The organism is Nostocoides sp. F2B08 (assembly GCF_009184895.1).
Lineage (GTDB): Bacteria > Actinomycetota > Actinomycetes > Actinomycetales > Dermatophilaceae > F2B08.
Map to the genome: position 1 here is coordinate 110528 of NZ_WESE01000005.1, position 15902 is coordinate 126429.

The window sequence follows — 15902 nt, forward strand, 5'->3', positions numbered from 1 at the left end:
GCCGTCTCACCTTGGTAACGATGTGGTTAATGTGACTGCTGATGCTTGTGTGACTGATGTGACTAAAGTTGCATGTGGTCGTCGAGACACTCACCCGTCGAAGGGGTCGTCATGCCGTCCACGCCCAGGCCACCTGTCTCTCCCACGCCCTCCACGCCCGCGCCACTCCACCCGCCCGTCGTCCGCGCGGTCGCCCTCGTGGTGGTGGCCGCCCTGATCCTGTTCATCGTCGGCGCGGTGTTCAGCGGCGTCGCCAGCGCGGACAGCCACCGGGTGTGGGTCTGCAAATACGTGGGCACTCCCGGGGACGACGAGCGCCTCGGCCCCGGCAAGAACCCCATCTCCGTCTCGGTCAACGCCACCGACGGCGCGGGTGTCGGGGGGTTCTTCAATGACGCCCAGGGTCGCTCCTACGTGATTGCCGTCGTCCAGGGTGACGACGACGATGATGACGATGACGGCCCCACGTGCCCGAAGACGCCACCGGGCAATGGCACCTCCACCACTACTCCGCCGGTGACGGAGACGACGCCGCCGGTGACGGAGACGACGCCGCCGGTGACGGAGACGACGCCGCCGGTGACCGAGACGACGCCGCCGGTGACGGAGACGACGCCGCCGGTGACCGAGACGACGCCGCCGGTGACCGAGACCACGCCGCCGGTGACCGAGACGACGCCGCCGGTGACCGAGACCACGCCGCCGGTGACCGAGACCACGCCGCCGGTGACCGAGACCACGCCGCCGGTGACCGAGACCACGCCGCCGGTGACCGAGACCACGCCGCCGGTGACGGAGACCACGCCGCCGGTGACGACGACGCCGCCCGTCACGTCCACGACGACTCCGGACACCCCGGGTGCCGCACCGACCGACCTGGGTCCGACCCAGACGACCGGGATCTTCTCGCTCTTCGCGATCGCGGCCGGCCTGCTCCTCGCCGCCGTGCGCCTCCTGCGGGGAGCCCGGCACTGACGATCACCCCGGCTCGACGCCGGCCCGACACCGGGCCGGCGTCGACGTCTGCCCGCGTGCGCATGGCCGCCCTCCTCCTCGCCCTGGCGCTGGTCGCGGGGGCGACCGGCGCATACCTCCTCGCGGGCGACACGCTCCGCGCGCTCCGGTATGCGACGCCCGCCCCCGCCGTCATCGTCGACCCAGGTGCAGGGTCACCCGTCGCGACGGGACCGATCACCCCGACGCGCATCCACATCCCCGCCATCGGGGTGCGGACGATCGTCGAACCGGCCCCGGCGACCGAGGAGCCCAACCCCTTCACCGGCGACGTGGTCTCGACGTTCCCGGTACCCGGCGGCCCGCACACCACGGTGTGGTGGGAGGAAGGGCCGATGCCCGGCTCGGACGGTCTCGCGGTCGTGCTCGGCCACACGAAGGCCTTCGGTTCCGCGGTGTTCGACGACCTGCCGGACCTGGATCCGGGTGTCCCCGTCGGCATCACCGGGCGCACCGCGGGCGGCGCGGAGGTCATCGCGCGCTACGTCGTCGCCGACGTGGTCACGGGCATCTCGAAGTCCGACCCGGACGCACTGCGCGCGGTGCTCGAGAGCCCGCCACCCGGCGCGGCGCTGGCGCTGATCACCTGCTCGGGCGAGATCGACGGTCGGCTGTCCTCCCGGGAGGACAACACGGTGGTTTTCGCGACCCTCGAGGGAACGTACACGCCTTAGCGCACCACTACGCTCCTCGCCATGCAGCCTCTGCACTGGCTCGCGATCGCGCTCGCCGTCGTCGGCGTGGCCTTCGTCGTGGTGGGCATCCTCCAGCAGCGGGCGGCGCGCCCGTCCGAGGAGATCGTGCGCGGCTTCGGCGGCCCGGCGGGCACCTCGGACGTGGGCGGCGCGGACGGCTTCGACGCGCAGTCGCCCTCGGCGCACTACCCGGTCGGTCGCACCTCGCGCCTGACCGGCTTCGGGCTCGTGCTGGTCGCGCTGATTCTCGTCATGGTCGCGTCGCTGACCTGAGCCGGGGGCCGCCAGCATCATGAAGTGCACCCGAAATCCGACGTGCCACGCGCAATTGCAGGTGCCACGTCGCACTTCGGGTGTGATCGGCGGATCACAGGTGTCAAGCCGGGGCTCCGGCGCCGGTGATCGTCAACCGCCGAGGACGTGTGGAGTCGTCAGTCGCGCGGCGGCAGAGAGCAGCCGTACGGCCCGTGGTTGCAGTACCCGCCGGGGTTCTTGTGGAGGTACTGCTGGTGGTAGTCCTCGGCGTACCAGAACGGGCCGGCCTTCTCCGCCGGTGCGATCTCGGTCGTGATCTCACCGAAGCCCTTGCGGCTCAGCTCGCCCTGGAAGCGCTCGCGGGTGTCCTCGATCGCGGCCTCCTGCTCGGGCGTGGTGAAGTAGAGCGCGGAGCGGTATGCCGTTCCGATGTCGTTGCCCTGCCGGTTGCGCTGGGTCGGGTCGTGGTTCTCCCAGAACGCCGCGAGCAGCTCCTCGGGCGTGATCCGCGTCGGGTCGTAGGCGACGAGCACCGCTTCGGCGTGTCCGGTCCGGCCGGTGCAGGACTCCTCGTAGGTCGGGTTCGGGGTGAAGCCGCCCATGTAGCCGGCGGCGGTCGTCACGACCCCCGGGAGCTGCCAGAAGATCCGCTCGACGCCCCAGAAACACCCCATGGCGACGTAGAGCACCTCGGTTCCGTCGGGCCACGGACCCTCGAGCGGGGTGCCGAGCACCTCGTGCGTCTCGGGGACGGGGAAGAGGCGGTGCTCGCGTCCGGGAAGCGCGTCCTCGCGCGAGACCATGGTGGACTTGGCGCGGGCGCCGGGGAGCCAGGTGGTGAGGGGGTCGTTGCCGAAAAGCATGTGCGGTTCAACTCCGTGACCTGGCACGGTTGTTCCCATGTCCGCCGAACCGTCCGTCGAGCAGGTGCCCATCGTGGAGGTCCACGGCGCCGCGACCGACCCCGTCGAGCACGCCCGCTTCGACGCCTTCGCGCAGGTGTTCCACGACGCGACCCGGCACGACCTCGGTGACGCGGACGCGTGGACCGCCGACGAGCTGCGGGCCGTCGATGCCGACCTCACCAAACGTCGGGTCCGCCTCGCCGCGCTCGACGGGCACGTCCTCTGCGGGTCGGTCGAGCTGATCCTGCCGCTACGGGACAACCTGCACGCCGCATACCTCGAGCTGGCGGTCCGGCCGGGCCACCGTCGCAGGGGGATCGGCACCCGCCTCCTCGAGGCGGTCGAGCGGATCGCGCTCGCGGAGGGGCGGACGAGTCTGATGTCCGACACCGCGTGGTTGCCCGACGCCGCTGAGGAGGACCCGAGCGGACACTTCGCCCGCCGGCACGGCTACGCGCCGGCGCAGACGGTGCGCCGTTCGGACTACCCCGTTCCGGACACCGATCCGGTGGTCCCGCCCGCGCCGCAGGGGTATGCGGTGGAGACCCACGTGGGCACCCCGCCCGAGGCGGACCTCACCGACCGCGCCTGGCTCGCCCGGCGGATGTCGACCGACGCCCCGCTCGGCGACCTCGACATCGACGAGGAGGACTGGGACGAGGACCGGGTTCGCGCCCTCGACGCGCGACTCGAGACCATGGGCCGCGGGCGGGTCGGCGCCTTCGCCCGCCACCTCGGGTCGGGCCGCGTCGTCGCGTTCTCGGAGATCCAGGTGCCGGCGGCGAGCCCGCGACTGGCGTACCACCAGGACACGCTCGTCCTGCGTGAGCACCGCGGTCACGGGCTGGGTCTCGTGCTCAAGCTCGCCAACGTCCCGGTGCTGCGCGAGGCGTTCCCGGAGGTGCGCACGGTGCGGACGTGGAACGCCGTCGAGAACTCGCACATGCTCGCGGTCAACGACGCCATGGGCTACGTGACGAGCGGCTTCCTGCGCGAGTGGCAGAAGCGCCGCTGACGTCCCCTACCCTCGTCGGTATGCCTGACGACCCCGACCTCGCCGCACCCGACACCACCGCCGCCCTCGGCTTCTCCTCCCGCGCGATCCACGCCGGACAGGAACCGGACCCGAGCACCGGCGCCGTGGTGCCCCCGATCTACCAGGTGTCGACGTACAAGCAGGACGGCATCGGCGGCCTGCGGCGCGGCTACGAGTACAGCCGCTCGGCCAACCCCACGCGCACCGCGCTCGAGGAGTGCATCGCCGCGCTCGAGGGCGGCGAGCGCGGCTTCGCGTTCGCCTCCGGGCTCGCTGCCCAGGACACGCTGCTGCGTGCGTTGCTGCGACCCGGCGACCACGTCGTCGTGCCTTCCGATGCCTACGGCGGCACCTACCGGCTCTTCAACCAGGTCCTCGTGCCGTGGGGCGTCGAGCACGACATCGCGGCCATCGCCGACGTCGAGTCGGTGCGCGCCGCGATCCGTCCGGAGACGAAGGTCGTCTGGGTCGAGACACCGACCAACCCGCTGCTCGGGATCGCCGACATCTCCGCGCTCGCCGAGGTCGCCCACGAGGCCGGAGCACTCCTGGTCGTCGACAACACCTTCGCCTCGCCCTACCTCCAGCAGCCGCTCGCACTCGGCGCGGACATCGTCACCCACTCGGCGACGAAGTACGCCGGCGGGCACAGCGACGTCGTCGGCGGCCTCATCGTGACCAAGGCAGGTCTGCGGACGGCGCGCGACGAGGACGTCACCGAGCGGGTCGGGTTCCACCAGAACGCGATGGGCGCGGTCGCGGGGCCGTTCGACGCCTGGCTCGTCCTGCGCGGCCTGAAGACCCTCGCGGTCCGCATGGAGCGGCACTGCGACAACGCCGAGGCCATCGTCGAGTTCCTCCAGCGCCACCCGGGGGTCACGGCGGTGCACTACCCGGGGCTGCCGAGCCACCCGAACCACGACGTCGCCGCCCGGCAGATGGCGCGCTTCGGCGGGATGATCTCGTTCCAGGTCAAGGGCGGCGAGGACGTCGCGACCAAGGTCTGCGCCGAGACCGAGCTGTGGACCCTCGGCGAGTCCCTCGGTGGGGTCGAGGCCCTCATCGAGCACCCCGGTCGGATGACGCACGCGTCGGTGGCCGGAACGGCGCTCGAGGTGCCGAGCGACCTCATCCGTCTCTCGGTCGGCATCGAGGACGTCGACGACCTCATCGCCGACCTGCGGCAGGCGCTGGACCGCCTCACCTGAGCCCGGTCGAGCTTCCGTGAGCGCCATCTGGTGCGTCGACGTCGGCAGCACCTTCACCAAGGGCGTCCTCGTCGACCCGACCGACGGGCGGCTCCTGCACTCCGGGGCGACCCCCACCACGGTGGGCACCGACGTCCTCGAGGGGATCGCGACCCTGCGAGGACGCCTGCCGGTCGAGCCGTCGGACACGCTCGTCTGCTCGAGCGCCGGAGGCGGGCTGCGGCTGGCCGTCGTCGGCTACGAGCGGGAGGTGACCGGTGAGGCCGGCCACCGGGTGGGTCTGTCCGCCGGCGCGCGCGTCGTGCACGTCGCTGCCGGAGAGCTCGACCGCGCGGGTCTGGCCGCGCTGCGGGCGAGGCGGCCCGACATCATCCTGCTCGTCGGGGGCACCGACGGCGGCAACGCGGACGTGCTGCTGCACAACGCGACCCGGTTGGCCCGCGCCCGCATCACCGTTCCGATCGTCGCGGCCGGCAACGCCGACGCACGCGACGAGGTCGCCGCGGTGCTCGACTGCGCCGGTCGCCGCTTCGTCCTCGCCGACAACGTCGTGCCGCGGATCGGCGTCATCGACCCGGACTCGGCGCGGGCCGCGATCCGCACCGTGTTCCTCGAGCACGTCATCGGGGGCAAGGGGCTCTCCCGCGGCCCCGAGTTCGCGCGTATGGTGCGGGCCGCCACGCCGGACGCCGTCCTCACCGGCGTCGAGGTGCTCGCCGGCGTGGTCGGCGACGTCATCGTCGTCGACGTCGGAGGAGCGACGACCGACGTCTACTCCGCCCTCGTGCCGCAGGGCGAGGACGCCGAGATCCACCGCGACGTCGTCGGGCACCTCTGGCAGGAGCGGACCGTCGAGGCCGACCTCGGGATGCGCTGGTCCGCCCCCGGTGTGGTCGAGGCGGCCGCCAGGGAGCGCCTATCGGTTCCGGAAGCCCTGGAGGCGTATGCGCTGGCCGCCGCCGCCGACCCCGGTCACCTCCCGCGCGGCGCCGCCGAGGTGTCGCTCGACCTCGCGCTCGCCCGCATCGCCGCCGTCGTCGCGGCCCGGCGGCACGGTCGTCCCGCCACGCCGAGCGAGGCGCCGCGGCCGCTCGCCGACGTGGGGCTCGTCATCGGCTCCGGAGGGGTCCTGCGACACAACGAGCCCGACGCCGCCCTGGACGTCGTGCGTGCGGTGACGACGGACCACGGGGGTGGGTGGCGCGTGCCGGAGGGCGCGCAGGTGGCGGTGGACACCGCATACCTGCTGTTCGCCGTCGGGCTGCTCGCCGAGGCCCACCCGGACGCCGCCCGCTCGCTGGCGGGTCGCGTCGTCGGACCTCGGGCCTAGAGTGATCCCATGCCCGACGACACCGCCGACGTCCGTCCGCTCCTCGACCTCGTCGTCATCGACTGTCCGGACCCGCACGCGCTCGCCGAGTTCTACGGCGCGGTCCTGGGTTGGCTCGTCCAGGGCGGGGCCGACGATGACTTCGTCGTGCTGAGCCACCCCGAGGGCGGCGTCGGACCCGACCGGCCCGACGGCCGCACGTCGCTCGGCTTCCAGCGCATCGAGGACTACGCCCCCCCGACGTGGCCCCGCGGGGCGCACCCGCAGCAGTTTCACCTCGACTTCGCGGTCGAGGACATCGAGAAGGCCGAGCCGGCGGTGCTCGCGCTCGGTGCCGGTGTGGCCGACGAGCAGCCGTCCGAGGACGGCTCGTTCAAGGTCTACATCGACCCGGCAGGGCACCCGTTCTGCCTTGTCCGGCAGGGCTGAGCATGCCCGACCCCGTGCCCACCGTCTCCCTCGAGGACGTCCTCGCCGCGCGCGATGGCCTCGACGCGGTGATGCGGCCGACGCCGCTGAAGTTCAGCCGCGGGCTGAGCGACCGGGTCGGCACCGACGTCTTCCTCAAGTGCGAGAACCTCCAGCGCGCAGGGTCGTTCAAGTTCCGCGGGGCGTACACGCGGCTGTCGCGGCTCAGCCCGCAGGAGAAGGCCGCCGGTGTCGTCGCTGCCAGTGCGGGCAACCACGCGCAGGGCGTGGCGCTCGCCGCCCAGATGCTCGGCATCCGGGCCAAGGTGTACATGCCGGTCGGCGCGGCCATGCCGAAGGTCAACGCCACGCGCGGATACGGCGCCGAGGTCGAGCAGGTCGGCCTCACCTTGGACGAGGCGATGCCGCACGCCCAAGAGTATGCGCGGCGCACCGGAGCGGTCTACGTCCACCCCTTCGACCACGAGGACATCGTCGCGGGTCAGGGCTCCTGCGGCCTCGAGATCCTCGAGCAGTGCCCTGAGGTGCGCACGGTCGTCGTCGGGGTCGGCGGGGGAGGTCTCATCGCGGGCATCGCCGTGGTGCTCAAGGCGCTCAAGCCCGACGTGCGGATCGTGGGGGTCCAGGCGGAGGGGGCCGCCGCATACCCGACCTCGCTGCGCGCGGGGCACCCCGTCGCCTGCACCTCCATGCACACGATGGCCGACGGCATCGCCGTCGGCCTGCCGGGCGACGTGCCGTTCGAGATCGTCCGGCGGCACGTCGACACGGTGGAGACGGTGACCGAGGAGAGCATCTCGAGGTCCCTGCTGTTCCTGCTCGAGCGGTCCAAGCTCGTCGTCGAGCCGGCCGGCGGGGCAGCGGTGGCGCGACTCCTCGAGGCGCCGGGCGCCGGCTGGGAGGGTCCGGTCGTCGCGGTGCTCTCGGGCGGCAACATCGATCCGCTGCTCATGCTCCGGATCATCCGGCACGGCATGGCCGCGGCGGGGCGCTACCTGCAGCTGCGGGCCCGGGTCCCGGACAAGCCCGGCAATCTCGCCCAGCTGCTCATGGACTGCGCCGAGGCCGACGCCAACGTCCTCGAGGTCGAGCATGTGCGCACCAACGCCAGCCTCTCGGTCGACGAGGTCGAGATCGCCCTCGAGCTCGAGACCAAGAGCGCCGAGCACTGCGGGCAGGTCGTCGAGGCACTGCGGGGGCGTGGGTACCGTCTCGTCGTGGGTGACGCCTGGCCGGAGTAGAGCCGGGGATCCGGGTTGGGGCTGTCGGCGCGCAATGCGACCATGTCGGCCATGACTACGACCGTCCTCGCGGAGGACCTCGTCAAAACCTACGGCGACGTGACCGCGCTCGCGGGGCTCAGTCTCGCCGTGCCGGAGGGCAGCGTCCTCGGCGTCCTCGGCCCCAACGGCGCCGGCAAGACCACGACCGTCCGCGTGCTCACGACGCTGTTGCGACCCGACTCGGGCCGGGCTGAGGTCGCGGGGATCGATGTGCTCGCCGAGCCGCGCGAGGTCCGTCGCCGGATCGGCGTGAGCGGCCAGTACGCGGCCGTCGACGAGTACCTCACCGGACGTGAGAACCTCGAGATGGTCGGCCGGCTCTACCACCTCGGCGGCGACTCGGCCCGCACCAGGGCGGCGGAGCTGCTCGAGCAGTTCGACCTGGTCGACGCAGCCGACCGTCCCGCCAAGACGTACTCCGGCGGAATGCGCCGCCGCCTCGACCTCGCCGGGGCGCTCGTCGCCCGTCCGCCGGTGCTGTTCCTCGACGAGCCGACCACCGGACTCGACCCGCGCAGCCGAGGCGACATGTGGGACGTGATCCGCTCGCTCGTCGCTGACGGCGCGACCCTGCTCCTGACGACGCAGTACCTCGAGGAGGCCGACCAGCTGGCCGACAACATCATCGTCGTCGACCACGGCCGGGTCATCGCCGAGGGCACCGCGGACGACCTGAAGACGATGGTCGGCGGGGAGCGGCTCGAAGTCGTCGTCACCGACCCCGCCGAGCTCGGCCGGGCGCGTGAGCTGCTCGCCACGGTGGCGACCGGAGAGATCACGGTCGACGCGCATACCCGCCACCTGACCGTGCCGTGCGCGGTCGGCACCGCCCCGCTCGTCGAGGCGATCCGCCTGCTCGACGGCGCCGGCATCGAGGTGTCCGACATCGGCCTGCGCCGACCCACCCTCGATGACGCCTTCCTCTCACTGACCGGCCGCGAGACCGCGGCGGAGCAACCGACCGAGGGGGAGCAGGAGGTCGTCCGGTGAACACCTTCTTCCCGGACGCGGTCGTCATCGCGCGGCGCAACCTGATCAAGATCAAACGGATCCCCGAGCTGCTGGTCTTCACGACCTTCCAGCCGATCATGTTCATCCTGCTCTTCGGCTTCGTCTTCGGCGCTGCGATCGACATCCCCGGGTCCAGCTACCGCGAGTTCCTCATCGCGGGGATCTTCGCCCAGACCGTCGTGTTCGGCTCGACGATCACCGGGACGGCACTGGCCGAGGACATGCAGAAGGGCATCATCGACCGGTTCCGCACCCTGCCTATGTCCGAGTCCGCCGTACTCGCCGGACGGACCTTTTCCGACCTGCTCAACAACGTGCTCGTGCTCATCGTCATGGCCCTGACCGGTCTGGCGATCGGGTGGCGCGTGCGCACCTCACTCGGTGAGGCACTCCTGGGCTTCGCGCTCCTGCTCGTCTTCGCCTACTCCCTGTCCTGGGTGATGGCCTACGTCGGGTTGAGGGTTCGCTCGCCCGAGATCGTGGCGAACGCCTCGTTCATCGTCATCTTCCCGCTGACGTTCATCGCGAACACCTTCGTGCAGTCGGAGCAGCTGCCCACCCCGCTGCGCATCTTCGCCGAGTGGAACCCTGTCTCCTCGGTGACCCAGGCTGCCCGTGAGCTGTTCGGCAACATTCCGCCCGGAGCTCCGGAGCCCACCACGTGGGCGCTGCAGAACCCGATCATCTACACGTTGATGTGGGCCGTCGCCGCGGTCGCCGTGTTCGCGCCGCTCGCGCTCCGCCGGTACCGCGGAGCCGTGAGCCGCTGACACCTGGATATCGGGTGGCGTCGACCGGCTCGCGGCGCTTGGATGGCTGCTCGTGGACATCATCGACGCGCTACCCCCTGACCTGACCGCCCGCCCGCTGACGGCTGCGGACGCTCGGGCCGTCTACGAGGTGATGGCCGCGCTGCAGCGCGCCGAGATCGGGGCGGCGGAGATCGAGGAGGCCGACATCGTCGCCGACTGGCAGCAGCCGAGCGTCGACGTGCCGGCCGTGACGATAGGGGTATTCGACGGCGACCGGCTGGTCGGCTACGCCGAGGCGTCCCGACGGGGCTTCGGCGACGCGGCCGTGCATCCGGACTGGCACGGGCGGGGGATCGGCACGGCTCTGGCGCAGTGGCTGCAGCATCGCTCTCGCGAGCTGGGCGCCCGGGTCATCGGGATGCCGGTGCCGAAAGGCGGCAGCGGTGACAGGCTCCTCGAGGCTCTGGGCTTCGAGGTGCGGTGGACCTCGTGGGTGCTGCAGCTGCCGCCAGATGCGCAGATCCCGGACCGGCCGCTGCCGCACGGATACGTCGTGCGCGAGGCCCGGCCGGACGAGTACCGCGCCCTGCACGCCGTCGTGGACGAGGCGTTCCTCGAGTGGTCCGACCGCGACCCGGAGCCGTACGAGGACTTCGAGGCCGGCATCCTGCGGCGACCGGGTATGCAGCCCTGGCAGCTGCGAGTGGCCGTCGACCCGTCGGGTGAGGTCGTCGGTGCCGCAGTGCTCATCATGGCCCGGAGCGAGGCGGGCGAGATCACCGAGGGCTACGTCCAGCAGCTCGCCGTGCAGCGCGACCGGCGCGGCCGGGGTCTGGCTCAGGCGCTCCTCGACGACGCGTTCCGACTGGCGGGAGAGCACGGCGCTCCCACGTGTGGGCTCTCCACCGACTCTCGCACCGGCGCGCTCGGGCTCTACGAGAAGGTCGGCATGGTCGTGACCCAGACGTGGGTCAACCGCGGGATATCGACGGAGTGAGTGTCGGCGACGCTCCGGTGGTCCTCCTCGAGGGGCGCAGCGACATCGCCGCGGTACGGGCCGCGGCCGATGTGGCGGAGGTGGACCTGTCCGACGTCCGGTTGGTCGACCTGGGTGGCATCACGAACATTCGGAGCCACCTCGTCGCGCTGACTCACGAAGCGTGCGGCGGAGAGGGACCCGACGCTGAGCACGTGCTCGGAATGTGCGACGTCGGCGAGACGCGCTTCGTCGAGTCCGCTCTCGAGTCCACCGGCCACTGGGTGCGGGACGCCAGCGACCTGCCGTCGGCCGGCTTCTTCGTCTGCGTGGAGGACCTGGAGGACGAGCTGCTCCGGGCGCTCGGCATCCCCCGCGTGCTCGGTGTCCTGGACCGGCTGGGACTGCGGGGCAAGCTCGACGCGCTCGCCCAACAGCCCGCGTGGCGGGACCGGCCGCTGCACGAGCAGCTGCACCGGTTCGCCGGGGTGGCGTCCGGGCGCAAGGAGCTGCTCGCCGCCGAACTGACCGCCGAGCTGACCCCCGACGAGCTGCCCGAGCCGCTGCGCCTCCTGCTCGACCGGCTCCGCTGACGAGGGCTGCTTCCGGGCGAAGGTGGCCACCGCATACGGCAGCGGCGCCCCGAACCACAGGTCCGGGGCGCCGCTTGAGGGGGAACCTCGCGCTTGCGGAGGGAACCGTTGTCTCCGGAAGGCGACCTTTCTCTCCTGGGGAGAGAAAGGTCGGATCCGCGCCGGTCAGCCGGTGTAGGGCTTGGCGTGCAGGATCTTGACGTCGATGTCCTTGCCGTTGGGGGCCGTGTAGGTGACGGTCTCGCCGACCTTGCGGCCGTTGATGGCCGAGCCCATGGCGGACTTCTCGCTGTAGACGGTCAGCTCGGTGTGCTCGCCGATCTCGCGGCTGCCCATGAGGAAGGTCTCCTCGTCGCCGAACATCTCGACGGTGACGACCATGCCCGGCTCGACGACGCCGTCGTCCGGCGGTGCCTCGCCGACGGTCGCGCTCTCGAGGAGCTGGGTGACCTGGCGGATGCGGGCCTCCATCTTGCCCTGCTCCTCCTTGGCCGCGTGGTAGCCGCCGTTCTCGCGCAGGTCCCCCTCGAGGCGCGCGGCCTCGATCTTCTTCGCGATCTCCGTGCGGCCCTCGTTCGACAGGTAGTCGAGCTCCTCCTTGAGGCGGTCGTACGCCTCCTGGGTGAGGAACGTCGTGGACGTCTCGGTCATGTCAGCTCCTTGTGCGGCGAGCCCTTCTCGCCGGTCCTCGTGATCATCGGGCCCGGTCGACGGGCCTGGTCAAAGCGGAAGGTCTGGGTGCACGGTGGCGACGAGTGTCGCCGGCAACCCAGACCCTCGAGTCAGCAGGTGAAACGACCAGTCTACGCGACGATCGTGTCTGTGACCACTACGTGCGACCGTACTGTCGAGCACTACTGGCTGCGAGCGCCCTCGAGGACGCAGTTCTGTACGGTCCCGGTGTTCGCCCTGGTCGTCGTGCGCACCGTGACGTCGCGGTGCACGACGCGGGCGCCGTCGGCCTCGTCCGCCGGGATCGTCACGTCGACGGTGCCGACGGCGGCGAAGTCGACCGAGATCGCCTGCACGCGGCAGACCACCGCGGCGCCCTCCGGGCGGCGCACGTCGAAGCCGACCACGACCGTCCGGTCGTCGACGACGCCGTAGTTCGTGACCGTCGCGGTGACCCGGTCCTGCTGGAGGTAGACGCCCAATGCGACGATGAGCGCGGTGAACGCCGTGATCAGAACGGTCCCGATGACGACCCAGCGACGGGTGCTGGGCGGGGCGTCCGTTCGACTCACTCCCTTATTGTCCGTCACGATAGGGGCGGTCGATGACCGACCCCCGTGACCCACCCCCGACGAAGGATTTCCACCCCCGTGGCCGAGAAGTTCCGCCTGATGTGCGTGCACGCCCACCCCGACGACGAGTCGAGCAAGGGGGCGGCGATGATGGCCAAGTACGTCGCCGAGGGCCACGACGTCCTCGTGGTCTCGTGCACGGGGGGTGAGCGCGGCGACGTGCTCAACCCGCGGCTGGCGGACGACCCCCACATCCAGCGCGACCTCGTCCAGGTGCGCCGCGACGAGATGAAGGCCGCCCAGGAGATCCTCGGTGTCGACCACGTCTGGCTCGGCTTCGTCGACTCAGGTCTGCCCGAGGGTGACCCCCTTCCGGCGCTGCCGCCGGGATGCTTCGCCCTCGAGCCCCTCAACGTCACGACCGAGGCACTGGTCCGCGAGATCCGGCGCTTCCGGCCGCACGTCGTCACGACCTATGACGAGAACGGCGGGTACCCCCATCCGGACCACATCATGACCCACCGGGTGACGATGGCGGCCGTCGAGGCTGCCGGCGACACTGACCAGTTCCCGCACGCGGGAACGCCGTGGCAGCCGCTCAAGGTGTACTACAACGCCAGCTTCTCCAAGGCCCGGATCGCCGCCTTCCACGAAGCGCTCCTCGCCCTCGGGGAGGAGAGTCCCTACGAAGAGTGGCTGGAGCGGTGGGACCGCCCCGACCGCCCGGTGACCACGCGGATCCAGTGCGGCGAGCACTTCGAGACCCGCGACCGCGCGCTCCTCGCGCACGCCACCCAGATCGATCCCGACGGCGCCTGGTTCAAGGTCCCGCGCGAGACGCAGGCCGAGATCTGGCCGACGGACGACTTCGAGTGCGCCCTGAGCTTCGTTCCCGTCACCGCAGCGTCGGGCGGCGTCCCCGACGGCCCGCTCGGCGAGGTGGAGGAAGACCTGTTCGCTGGACTCGGCACGGTCGCCGAGGCCGACGCGCTCGCCACGTCCGGTGAGCTGACCATCGCCCTCGACGGGCGGAAGGAGTCCGACGTTCCATGGCCCTGGTGATGGTGCCCCTTCTCCTCCCGGGGGTCGGCACGCCCGACACCCCGTCGGACAACTCGATGCCCGGCCTCGGCTCGTTCATCGTCTTCGCGTTCATGGCCGTGGCCCTGTACTTCCTGCTCAAGAACATGAACGCCCGGCTGCGGCGGATGTCCTACCGGGAGAGGGAGCGCGAGGCGGCCGAGCGTGAGGCCCGCGAACCGGATGAGGGCACCGCCGCCTCCGGGCCGACCGTGCCCGACCTCTCCGCCCGCGGCCGCGGTCGCCCTGCCGGTGCCGACGGTGAGGCGGGTGACGAGGAGAGCGGACCACCGCATACCGACTCTGCGGACCCGACCGACGGACCGAGCGATGCATCGCCGCCTGACGAGCGGGGCGGGCGCACCGCCTGAGCGGGCCTACACCACCGCGTTCTACACCACCGCGTCGCGGTGCAGGACGATCGTCGCGGCGACGTAGTGCGCGACGAACGCGAGGATCGTCAGGGCGTGGAAGATCTCGTGGAACCCGAACCACCGGGGTGAGGGGTTGGGGCGCTTCAGGCCGTAGACGACGGCACCGAGGGTGTACAGCAGACCGCCGGTGACGATGAGGCTCAGCACGGCGGTGCCGCCGTAGGTCCACAGCGGACCGAGGTAGAAGACGGCGACCCAGCCCAGGGCCACGTAGATCGGGACGTAGAGCCACCGGGGCGCCCCCACCCACAGGACGCGGAAGCCGACTCCGACGATCGCTCCGATCCAGACGATCAGGAGCATCGAGATCGCCTGGCTGCGGGGGAGGAGCAGCGCGAAGGGTGTGTAGCTGCCGGCGATGATGAGGAAGATGTTGCTGTGGTCCAGCCGCTTGAGCACGTCGGCGACCCGAGGGGACCAGCTGCCGCGGTGGTAGACCGCGGAGGTGAAGAACAGCAGGAAGGCCGTCAGGGTGAAGACCGCGGCCGTGATCCGGCCGTTCTGGCTCGGGGCGAACACGACCAGGACGATCCCGGCGACCAGGGCGATCGGCGCCATTCCGGCGTGCAGCCAGCCGCGCAGCTTGGGCTTGACCGCCGCCGCGAACTCGTGGGCAGCCTTGCGCCCCTCCCCGACAGCGTCCTCGACGCTGTCGCGCAGGCCCTCCAACGTCCGCTCGCGGCGTGGGTCGTGCACGGCTCAACGGTACCTACGGATGCGTAGGTTCTCCTAGTCGGACGCCGTGCGATCTCCGTCGGTCGCTCGGCTGATCCGCGACGACCGGGGGGTAGCGTTGGGTCCGCGTCGGCGCGTCCCCGCCCGCGCCCGGGTTCCCCGGATCGTCGGTGACCACCGCGAGGAGGTGTCATGGCCGTCGGCAACCCGATCTATTCCGCGTACGAGCGGCGTCTGTTCCGTCAGCTGCGTGACAAGCCGCTGCCGCGACACGTCGGAGTCATGCTCGACGGCAACAGGCGCTGGGCCAGAATGCGCGGGGCCGACTCCGCCGAGGGGCACCGGGCGGGCGCCGACAACATCGCCAACCTCCTCACCTGGTGCGAGGAGGTCGGGGTCGAGGTGGTGACCCTGTGGCTGCTGTCGACCGACAACCTCGCGCGCGACCCCGACGAGCTCGAGACCCTCCTCGGCATCATCGAAGACGTCGTCTCCGAGCTCGCCGGCACCGGGCGCTGGCGGATCAACCCGGTCGGCGCCCTGGAGCTGCTGCCGGAGCCGACCGTGCAGCGACTGCGCGAGGCCGCGGAGGCGACGGCCGGGGTCGACGGCCTGCTCGTCAACATCGCCGTCGGGTACGGCGGGCGTCGCGAGATCGCGGACGCGGTCAGGGCGCTGTTGCGTGACCACGCGGACCAGGGCACGTCGATCGAGGAGCTCGCCGAGATCCTCGACGTCGAGCACATCTCCGAGTACCTCTACACGAAGGGCCAACCTGACCCCGACCTCGTCATCCGCACCTCGGGCGAGCAACGGCTGTCTGGGTTCTTGATGTGGCAGAGCGCGCACACCGAGTTCTACTTCTGTGAGGCGTACTGGCCCGACTTCCGCCGAGTCGACTTCCTGCGCGCTCTGCGTGCCTACGGCGACCGGCATCGCCGCTACGGCGGCTGACCTCGTCATCGACCGTTCATCGCAGTGA

At 71.3% G+C, this 15902-nt stretch carries 19 protein-coding genes; 15 read left to right on the plus strand and 4 right to left on the minus strand.

Going from position 1 to position 15902, the window contains the following annotated elements; all coding sequences use genetic code 11:
• Nucleotides 1–111 precede the first annotated feature (111 nt).
• The 3 genes from GA707_RS20900 to GA707_RS13085 all read left to right on the plus strand — a co-directional run bounded on the left by GA707_RS20900 (nt 112) and on the right by GA707_RS13085 (nt 1982).
• Nucleotides 112–975, plus strand: coding sequence for a hypothetical protein (locus GA707_RS20900; protein ID WP_193315329.1), 864 nt, complete (start codon nt 112–114; stop codon nt 973–975).
• Between the two features lie 62 nt (nt 976–1037).
• Entirely contained in the window at nt 1038–1688 is a 651-nt protein-coding gene (locus tag GA707_RS13080; protein WP_152178889.1) for a class F sortase, read from the plus strand.
• Nucleotides 1689–1709: 21 nt separating this feature from the next.
• Entirely contained in the window at nt 1710–1982 is a 273-nt protein-coding gene (locus GA707_RS13085) for a hypothetical protein (protein ID WP_152178890.1), read from the plus strand.
• Between the two features lie 158 nt (nt 1983–2140).
• Here the strand turns inward: GA707_RS13085 and msrA are convergent, their stop codons facing one another.
• Nucleotides 2141–2827, minus strand: coding sequence for a peptide-methionine (S)-S-oxide reductase MsrA (gene msrA / locus GA707_RS13090; protein ID WP_226963776.1), 687 nt, complete (start codon nt 2825–2827; stop codon nt 2141–2143).
• A 37-nt stretch (nt 2828–2864) separates the two neighbouring features.
• On the opposite strand from msrA, the gene GA707_RS13095 reads away from it, so the two are divergent.
• The 9 genes from GA707_RS13095 to GA707_RS13135 are packed head-to-tail and all read left to right on the plus strand — an operon-like array spanning nt 2865 to nt 11487.
• A complete protein-coding gene (locus tag GA707_RS13095; RefSeq protein ID WP_152178891.1) occupies nt 2865–3884 on the plus strand; it encodes a GNAT family N-acetyltransferase in 1020 nt (339 codons plus the stop codon).
• A 20-nt stretch (nt 3885–3904) separates the two neighbouring features.
• Nucleotides 3905–5113, plus strand: coding sequence for a cystathionine gamma-synthase (locus GA707_RS13100; protein ID WP_152178892.1), 1209 nt, complete (start codon nt 3905–3907; stop codon nt 5111–5113).
• Between the two features lie 16 nt (nt 5114–5129).
• The gene (locus GA707_RS13105) at nt 5130–6443 is read left to right on the plus strand and encodes a glutamate mutase L (RefSeq protein WP_152178893.1); all 1314 of its coding nucleotides are present in this window, start codon (nt 5130–5132) and stop codon (nt 6441–6443) included.
• Between the two features lie 9 nt (nt 6444–6452).
• A complete protein-coding gene (locus tag GA707_RS13110; protein ID WP_152178894.1) occupies nt 6453–6872 on the plus strand; it encodes a VOC family protein in 420 nt (139 codons plus the stop codon).
• A 2-nt stretch (nt 6873–6874) separates the two neighbouring features.
• Nucleotides 6875–8113 carry a threonine ammonia-lyase gene (gene ilvA / locus GA707_RS13115; protein WP_152178895.1) on the plus strand — a complete coding sequence of 413 codons (1239 nt, stop codon included), beginning with the start codon at nt 6875–6877 and terminating at the stop codon, nt 8111–8113.
• A 51-nt stretch (nt 8114–8164) separates the two neighbouring features.
• Nucleotides 8165–9145, plus strand: a complete 981-nt coding sequence (locus tag GA707_RS13120) for an ATP-binding cassette domain-containing protein (protein WP_152178896.1) — start codon at nt 8165–8167, stop codon at nt 9143–9145.
• Entirely contained in the window at nt 9142–9936 is a 795-nt protein-coding gene (locus tag GA707_RS13125; RefSeq protein WP_152178897.1) for an ABC transporter permease, read from the plus strand. The genes GA707_RS13120 and GA707_RS13125 overlap by 4 nt, the downstream gene beginning before the upstream one ends.
• A 52-nt stretch (nt 9937–9988) precedes the next feature.
• On the plus strand, nt 9989–10915 hold the full coding sequence (locus GA707_RS13130; RefSeq protein ID WP_226963777.1) for a GNAT family N-acetyltransferase: 927 nt from the start codon (nt 9989–9991) through the stop codon (nt 10913–10915).
• The gene (locus tag GA707_RS13135; protein ID WP_226963778.1) at nt 10912–11487 is read left to right on the plus strand and encodes a hypothetical protein; all 576 of its coding nucleotides are present in this window, start codon (nt 10912–10914) and stop codon (nt 11485–11487) included. The genes GA707_RS13130 and GA707_RS13135 overlap by 4 nt, the downstream gene beginning before the upstream one ends.
• A gap of 165 nt (nt 11488–11652) precedes the next feature.
• Here the strand turns inward: GA707_RS13135 and greA are convergent, their stop codons facing one another.
• Both greA and GA707_RS13145 read right to left on the minus strand, forming a co-directional pair.
• A complete protein-coding gene (greA, locus tag GA707_RS13140) occupies nt 11653–12138 on the minus strand; it encodes a transcription elongation factor GreA (RefSeq protein ID WP_152178898.1) in 486 nt (161 codons plus the stop codon).
• A 203-nt stretch (nt 12139–12341) separates the two neighbouring features.
• Nucleotides 12342–12731, minus strand: coding sequence for a DUF4307 domain-containing protein (locus GA707_RS13145; protein ID WP_193315330.1), 390 nt, complete (start codon nt 12729–12731; stop codon nt 12342–12344).
• 78 nt (nt 12732–12809) lie between these two features.
• On the opposite strand from GA707_RS13145, the gene mca reads away from it, so the two are divergent.
• Both mca and GA707_RS20905 read left to right on the plus strand, forming a co-directional pair.
• Complete coding sequence (mca, locus tag GA707_RS13150; protein WP_226963779.1) at nt 12810–13793, plus strand: mycothiol conjugate amidase Mca; 984 nt, start codon at nt 12810–12812, stop codon at nt 13791–13793.
• Nucleotides 13781–14182, plus strand: a complete 402-nt coding sequence (locus GA707_RS20905; protein WP_193315331.1) for a hypothetical protein — start codon at nt 13781–13783, stop codon at nt 14180–14182. Before mca ends, GA707_RS20905 begins: the two co-directional genes overlap by 13 nt.
• 21 nt (nt 14183–14203) lie before the next feature.
• Here the strand turns inward: GA707_RS20905 and GA707_RS13160 are convergent, their stop codons facing one another.
• The gene (locus tag GA707_RS13160; RefSeq protein WP_152178902.1) at nt 14204–14941 is read right to left on the minus strand and encodes a hemolysin III family protein; all 738 of its coding nucleotides are present in this window, start codon (nt 14939–14941) and stop codon (nt 14204–14206) included.
• 171 nt (nt 14942–15112) lie between these two features.
• Between GA707_RS13160 and GA707_RS13165 the strand changes: the two genes are divergently transcribed.
• Complete coding sequence (locus tag GA707_RS13165; protein ID WP_152178903.1) at nt 15113–15874, plus strand: isoprenyl transferase; 762 nt, start codon at nt 15113–15115, stop codon at nt 15872–15874.
• Nucleotides 15875–15902: the final 28 nt, after the last annotated feature.